Raw genomic sequence first — 6,663 nt, forward strand, 5'->3', positions numbered from 1 at the left:
CCCCTGCCAAACAATGATTGGCAGGGGCTTTTGATGTATTTACTAATGACTAGTTCCTGTTTAAACGTGCTCCAACAGCAAAGCTTGCAGTCCACATACCTGTTTTAAAATTATTTCCGTTGCCATCCGCTTCAATAGTAAATACAGGCAATACTGTGCGTGCGAATCTAAAATCAAGATAAACCCTGTTTGGCCCGTCAGCATCATTCCCTCTGATCTTAAAGCCGAATGTAGGGCTCAGGTTAAAGCCTCTCACATTATATAAATCCTCACTCTGGGATGTCTGCTTTGCGTCAATAACTCCACTCCGCTCATAATTCGTGTATGTTATCTTTTCTGTTGTTGGAAAGCCTGGGGCTACACCACCATAAACAATCAGAGCAATAGAACTGGTGGCTTTCGAGCTCAAATTGTACTGCGCCAGTAATGGCAGCTCTAAGTAATTGATTCTATACTGGTAATAATTGTAAGCTTTCTCAGCCCCATTGTTTGTAATAATAGCTACAGAACTGTTTTCTACTCTGTAAGCACCACCTCGTCCGTTGTGAAGCAACTCAGTGCCCACAGTAAACGCTTTTGAAAACTCATAATCAAGTGTAATGCCAGCGAGAGCTCCTATTCTGAAGTATTCCTCGTATGCTGCATAGGGGGAGTTTCGATAGTTAGGAGAATTCTGATCAAAGAACCCCACATTCTTTGTGAAATCAGATAGTGTTATCCCTCCCTTTAAACCTACTTTGAAGTTAGAAAGCTGAAATTTTTGAGCAGTTGCACTACCAACCAGTATAAAAAAAGTAAAAGCAGTAATTAGTAAACGTTTGGCCATAAAGTCTGTCTTCGGAAAAAAGGTTAAAAGGCGTAGTCGCCAACCTGCCCTACACCCTGTGTTTTGACGCAAAGATAGAATTTTGTTTAAAGTATATCTGAAAATTATTATTTAATTATTCTGTAAAGCCTCTTCTGCAGGAAATCTTTGGCACTGGCTAAAAAGTATAAAGGTTATACAAGAAGTATCAACAGAACCGCCTGCTACTCTTACCTCCCTTTGTTGCCCTTTTTACTTTTCTCTTGCTGGCTATCGGTTTCTGTTTGCGTCACCATAGGTCCTAGCTTCTTGCCTCCCAGCAGGTGCATGTGTAAATGAAACACCGACTGCCCGGCATCTTCATTAATGTTCATGGCTAACCGATAGCCTGTTTCGGCAATTCCATTTTCCTTCGCCAGCTTTTTTGCGACCAGGAAGAGTTTCCCCAGCAGCATTGCATCTTCTTCGGTTATATCGTTAATGGTGGGGATCTCTTTTTTAGGCACGATCAACAAATGCACAGGAGCCTGTAGCCGATTCGGCACAAAGGCAATTACATCATCATCCTCGTACACAATGGTGGCAGGAGCCTCTCTCTTAATTATTTTAGAGAAGATAGAGCCCTCAGCAATCTTCGCTGCTTTCTGCTTTTGGTATGTTTCGCTCTGGCTCCAGGCTGTTACGCTGACAAGGAGGAATAGCAGAATCAGGGGAAGTACTTTTTTCATAGTTTTGTTTAGGTTAATGTTCTTTATTCATGACGGATTGGGTTTGCGAAACGCGTCTTTGCCCCACGAGGCCAAAACGAATTTTGAAGACTAAATCTTATACCAACGCCTTACCCTAAACTGATATGAATACATTGTTGGCCCACCTTTTCGTTTACCGTGACGTAATGGGAATTCCATACTTATATTACTTGTCAGTCGATGATTCTTTGTCGAACGATGTTGGATGAATAAGCTTATACCCTATCAAACAGAATCCACCAGTCAGCACTGTTGCAATAATATCCCAAGGGTCAATAGGCTTACCTAGTAAAGGATGAGCAATTTCATATAAGGCCACACTTACTGTTATAGACTTGATTAAAAAGTAGTGTTGTGCTCTTCCTTGTCCGATAAAACCAATTAAAACAAAAACTGTCGCAATTGTTCCTAAGGTGTTTCCAATAGTGTCGGCTAAATGGAAGTCATTAATATGGTTTTTGTAAATGTATGGTCGATAAACTGGTCTTGCGAAAAACTCATAAATCAATACGGCAGATAGCCCAACTGTTAAGTTTATTATCCTTTCTCTGGTTAACTTCCAACTAGTTATTCCGTCTTTCAGGTCTTTAATTGTCATTTCACTAATTTTTTGCGGAATGAATATCCTTCTGTCATAACGGATTAGTATATGCGACATGCGAGGCCTTAGCCGAAGCGTGAAGTATATACAGGGTTGGGCAAAGGATCTTTTCCTATAAAGTGACCTCAACCAAGCCGAAGACCACTTTGTCTCCATACTTTGCCCGTGCCTTCGCTTTGTCTAAAAAAACTACCTTCTTTATTTGCTCCTGCCTTAGTCTCTCTAGCTGTTGGTGCCGCTCCGCATAGGTAGGGGCCAGCTGGCCATTGACCGCTATGGGCAACTTGTACTGCGTGCCAACTTGCTGCACCTGACTGTGCACCTGCCTATAGACGTAGTTCTCGATGTCCAGATCAGCCGATGACTTCACCATCACGCACTGCCCCTCCTTAAAGCCGAGCTTTGCCAGCTTCTCCTCGCTTGCCGCCTGCTCAAAATGCGCCAGTTGCTCCCGTGGGACCACGTCCGAATAGGAAGTGACCAAGCCGTCCACTACGTGGATGCAGTCTGGATCGTACATATCCACAGCTACGACGGCTTTGGTGACTGTCATCACCTCAAGGTAATTTGAGTTTGCCTTCTGGCAGATCCCCTTGGTATAAGCGGCCAGAGAAAGAAGGCAGAGCAAAGTCAGTTTTGTTTTCATAAGGACGGTGGTTTTCTCAATTTAAGTTACAGATTATTTTCAGGACGTGGTACAGGTTTCCGCTCAAAGATTTCCCGGGTGTAGAACAGGCCGTCCATGACTTGCGGAATCCGCATACGCATTTCCCTGTAGCCGAAGGGACGAGCCACTAAAGGCTCCTGCAGCCACTTTGGCAGGTCCGGCCTGTTGAGGTCGAGAAACAGGAAAGGGTAGCCTGTCTGCCCAAGTGCATATTCTATGCTGCCTTCTTTGTGCTTCTTCACGTTAATCAGGTGAAAGAAGAGCAGTTTGCCGATCTTACCTCGATAACCGGTAAAGCCAATATTGTAGTACGCCTCACCGTAGGCCTGCCTGATATGATCCCCAAGTCTTAGGTTATTTTGGTAGAACTCGCGCTCTATGTTGGTTCCGTTATAAGTAAGGTGAGAAGAGGCTGCCCAAACAATCACTTTACGGTCTTTGTAAAGCTCACGCTGGAGGAAAACGAGGTTTTCACCCATCTGCACGTCCCGCACCTGAACTTTTGTGAATTTCTTTCTTGCCTCTGTGAGCGTGCTGCGACAGAACTGCCGCCAGAAAAAGTTCTCCTGCACAGGCGCTCGCTGGACCTCTGCCTGATCGTCGAGCTCTACTAGTACTCTGTTTAGCGTGTTGTGCAGTGCAAGCGTGTCTGCCTCACTCAGCTTGTTTAGATAGTCGGAATAGGCAATGGCGTTTTTAAGCGCTGCCTTGAACTTACCCCACTCGGCTGTATCCTGTAGAGCCGTAGAGCCGGACTTCTGCAGGTACGCCTCAAAGTCCGGGAGAAGGTTTTCTCTGGAGTATGCACTGGAGAACTTACAGTCGATCCCGGCTATGACCAAAGGGTGCTCTGTGTTCTTTTGCCTGTCGATGTAGCGGAAAAGCTCTTCCGTTTCCTCGGATACCCAGAAAGGGTAGATGGATTTTCTGGCCGCCTCAATGGCCGGTTTCCCCTCCTGTATCTGCTGCCATGCTTTGTAGCAGTCATAGAAGCCGCTCTCAAAGGCCAGCACGCTGTAGCCCAGCTTCTGGTGCAGGAACTTGACCAGCCTTGTCTTGGCTTTGAAGGTCTGCCCGTCGTAGTGCGTCTGCTCTCCAAGCCCCACGACAATTTTGTCTTTCAGGGCTCCCTTCAGCGGGTCCAGGTCAGAATAGTCCTCGTTGTCCGGGTCTATGTTTTTGACAACGGAGGCATTGGCTTTCAAATAAGCGACCCTTTCGTCTGTGGGCTGGCTAAATCCCTGCAGGGACAGGCAGAGCAGCAGCATAAACGGGAGCCGCCTGATGAGCATGTTTGTTTTCATTTTCGATTAGCTGTCAATGAGTAGTTATTTCAAATGCGTCTATGTACGGTTGGGGTTGACATTAGCTTAGTTAAAGACTGAGACCGCTCCTGTCCTCAGTCGAACAGAAACGAATAGGTCAGCTATTGCCTTTTGCTGTTTCCCTAAGAAGGAGCCTGACTTTCCCGTCTCTTTTTTCAGTGATGTTCTCGTAGCCTTCGCCATAGTATTTAAAATCATCCAAGGCAACAGCGACACCGTTTAAAGCTAAATGTTCTATGGTCAGGTCTTTGACGTTGTTGCCTGAGAGGGTCAATAGCACCTTCTCTGTTCCGGCTGGAACCGGGAAGGACTGCAATAGACTGCTATTCCCGGTTAGCTGCACAGCACGGTACCCCACCACGTTTTTCTGGCTATCCACGAACAACAGTCCCAGGAAAGCGCCCTCGTTTGAAAGGGAAGTCCCGATGGTGCCAAGGGTGCTGTTCAGGCTCACCGCAAGCTGCCCTTGCTTGAGAGCTCCTTCAACAAACTCCGGGCTCAGGTTGAGGTTAAGCGAGAACTGCCTTATTTCTGTTTTGGGTTTTGTGCGCAGTTTCGGGGTTGACTCCCGCACGTAAAGGAGGGCATCGAAGGCAGTGGCCAGATTCACTGTTTTGGCCGGAAAGTTGTAAGTACCCACCAAGTTTCCGAAGGCCATGTACAGTGGCCCGTTAAAGTACTTTGTAAGGTCAGGGGTGGCGTTCAGCTCCAGCAGGCCAAGGGGAGCATCTGTCAGCCCTTCTATTACCTCCCCTATTTTGTCCTTTCTCCCTGGAATAGTAAGTTCACCATCGTCGTCTCCAGCCCAGTAGCTGCCAGACCGCACCTCTGTGCAAATGGCATAAAAATCCTTGCCGTACGTTTTGTGCAGAAGCTTACCTAACCTTGCCTCATACCCTGTCGAATGTTGGTAGCCGACATTTTTCTCCATGTGCCCGTTATGGGCATACACGATAAACTTCGCATCAGGCTTTACCTTCTGAACCCACTTTATGTTGGCTAGCATGGCCTCATCTCGGAACTGCCTGTCCGACCACTTCTTCAGCAGGTGATGATCGTAGAAAAAAGCAACGGCATTCTCTAAAGTGGCAGTACTCTGAAGAAGCCACCGCTGCTTATCACTTAGCTTATCTAATGGGGCCTTCTGTTGCAGTTCTTGTTGAAGAGAAGCAATGTTCGCGAGCGCAGATGTTATATCAACTCTCTTGGCGTAGTTTTCGAACATGGGCTCCGGGAGAACGGCAAGCTCCGTCAGGTAACGTTGAGTTTCTTCAGGCAATTTGATGTTCAGCTCTCGACAAAGCCGCAGCGCATCATGCGCTCCCCCGCGCGGTGACATAGCATCCACGCCCAGCATCCACACCCTTTCTTCCACGGGCCTGCTCTCATTGTAGGCGCGGATCCATTCGGCCAGCTTCCTGAACTCTTCCTCGATAAAGGAGGCAGGATAGTGGCGCATGTGCCGAATTGCAGTTCCCGCATTGCCTATCCCATGCACAACATAGTCATTCAGGGCGCGCGTGTCATAGAAGTTGGCCTCGGCAAGTACCACCACATTAAAATCATGCTCCAGAATCAGGCTCTTTGCCAACAGGGAAAACATCTGCTCAAACTCTGCTGTGCCGTGCGTGGCTTCCCCGAGCCCTACGATCCGTTTGCCTTTGAGCTTTTCCAGAATAGCTGAGGGAAGTCTTTGAGCAGCTCCATCGATCGGAATAAACTGCTGCTGCATATCCTGTTTAACATTTTTAGTAGGTTGCCCAAAGACTGCTTGATAAGAGAAAAGCAGCAATAAGAGCAGAAAGAATGTGTTTCCTGCAATTTTAGTGCGTATAGCTTTAGCCATTCTAGCTTTTTAAAAGCATTAATAATTGGATGATGGTGCGATTACTTACAAGAGGTAATGTCGGGCAAAAGGGCTTTTATTTTAAGCGCTGGCTCAACAAATTATTCTGGCTTTTTGACCCGAATATGGAAAAGGATGGTAGAATCAGGAACGACAGCAAGTATGTGAAACTTTACTGAAGAATCAGGTTGCATGATGGGCATTTCAGGACTTAGCTTCTCCGTCTTGTTTTGGTGCAGATTTGCTTCCTTATGCTTTTGCAGGTATCTGCTCGTCACCTCATTCTTATAGATGCGTTCTAAGACAGATGAGGAATCACTTCCCAGATATTCCAGATCAAGCTCCTTCTTCTTGATTGGTGGGAACTGCTTAACTGACCGTTCGGTAGTCTGAGCGTAGGAACCAGCCATACATAAGAAAAGGAATGCTGCCGTTAATATTAATGTTTTCATATTCTTTATAACTCTTGGTGGCAAAGAAAATTGTTTACCATTGCAGTAAATTTCAGGTTTATAATTTCATTTTATACTTATGTCTTTTGCCTAACGAAATAGGCCATAAGACGGTGAAGCTTGTGATGCTTGATTCAGTGTCTTATGGGTGTTGTTGGCCGGGGTTGTTTTTCCCTTTTTTCTCCCGGTACTGCGTGTAAAAATAAGGGAAAAACAAC

General features: G+C 46.2%; 7 protein-coding genes. All 7 read right to left on the reverse strand.

The features are described from left to right. Window positions 1–49: 49 nt before the first annotated feature. The gene (locus ACFSRY_RS04655; RefSeq protein WP_377503599.1) at window positions 50–826 is read right to left on the reverse strand and encodes an outer membrane beta-barrel protein; all 777 of its coding nucleotides are present in this window, start codon (window positions 824–826) and stop codon (window positions 50–52) included. Window positions 827–1,035: 209 nt separating this feature from the next. Further along, window positions 1,036–1,533: a histidine triad nucleotide-binding protein gene (locus ACFSRY_RS04660; RefSeq protein WP_449301364.1), complete on the reverse strand. Its 498-nt coding sequence runs from the start codon at window positions 1,531–1,533 to the stop codon at window positions 1,036–1,038. 187 nt (window positions 1,534–1,720) lie between these two features. After that, a complete protein-coding gene (locus ACFSRY_RS04665; RefSeq protein WP_377503600.1) occupies window positions 1,721–2,152 on the reverse strand; it encodes a hypothetical protein in 432 nt (143 codons plus the stop codon). A 115-nt stretch (window positions 2,153–2,267) separates the two neighbouring features. Next, window positions 2,268–2,801 (reverse strand): hypothetical protein, encoded by a 534-nt coding sequence (locus ACFSRY_RS04670; RefSeq protein ID WP_377503601.1) that lies wholly within the window; start codon window positions 2,799–2,801, stop codon window positions 2,268–2,270. A gap of 26 nt (window positions 2,802–2,827) precedes the next feature. Then, window positions 2,828–4,126, reverse strand: coding sequence for an erythromycin esterase family protein (locus ACFSRY_RS04675; RefSeq protein WP_377503602.1), 1,299 nt, complete (start codon window positions 4,124–4,126; stop codon window positions 2,828–2,830). Between the two features lie 118 nt (window positions 4,127–4,244). Further along, on the reverse strand, window positions 4,245–5,993 hold the full coding sequence (locus ACFSRY_RS04680; RefSeq protein ID WP_377503603.1) for an erythromycin esterase family protein: 1,749 nt from the start codon (window positions 5,991–5,993) through the stop codon (window positions 4,245–4,247). Between the two features lie 101 nt (window positions 5,994–6,094). Continuing rightward, window positions 6,095–6,445: a hypothetical protein gene (locus ACFSRY_RS04685; protein WP_377503604.1), complete on the reverse strand. Its 351-nt coding sequence runs from the start codon at window positions 6,443–6,445 to the stop codon at window positions 6,095–6,097. Between the last annotated feature and the right edge of the window lie 218 nt (window positions 6,446–6,663).

This window comes from Pontibacter locisalis (assembly GCF_042684605.1).
Classification (GTDB): Bacteria; Bacteroidota; Bacteroidia; order Cytophagales; family Hymenobacteraceae; genus Pontibacter; species Pontibacter locisalis.